Source organism: Pseudomonas sp. PME37.24/025 (genome assembly GCF_055556615.1).
Window position 1 is genome coordinate 1 of sequence record NZ_JBVHNK010000134.1, and the last position, 277, is coordinate 277.

Consider the following 277-nt stretch of genomic DNA (forward strand, 5'->3'; position numbering starts at 1 on the left):
CAGCCAGTGCCGCGCGGCACCACCGATGCCACCCTCGCCCGCCTTGATGCGTTGCTTACCGAGCACGCTTGCGAGCAATTCATTGTACTCGGCGATTTCTTGCACGCCCGCCACGCTCAGGCGCCGGCGATCATCGCCAAGCTCAAGGCCTGGCGCGAGCGGCATGCTCAGGTGCAGATGATTCTGGTGCGCGGCAACCATGACCGCCATGCCGGCGACCCACCGGCGGAACTGAACATCGAGATCAAGGAAGAACCGTGGCTATACGGCCCGTTTG

At 63.9% G+C, this 277-nt stretch carries 1 protein-coding gene; it reads left to right on the forward strand.

Going from position 1 to position 277, the window contains the following annotated elements; translation table 11 throughout:
- On the forward strand, nucleotides 1-277 hold a 277-nt coding region (locus ACZ3HH_RS29820; RefSeq protein WP_465810151.1), incomplete at both ends, for a metallophosphoesterase.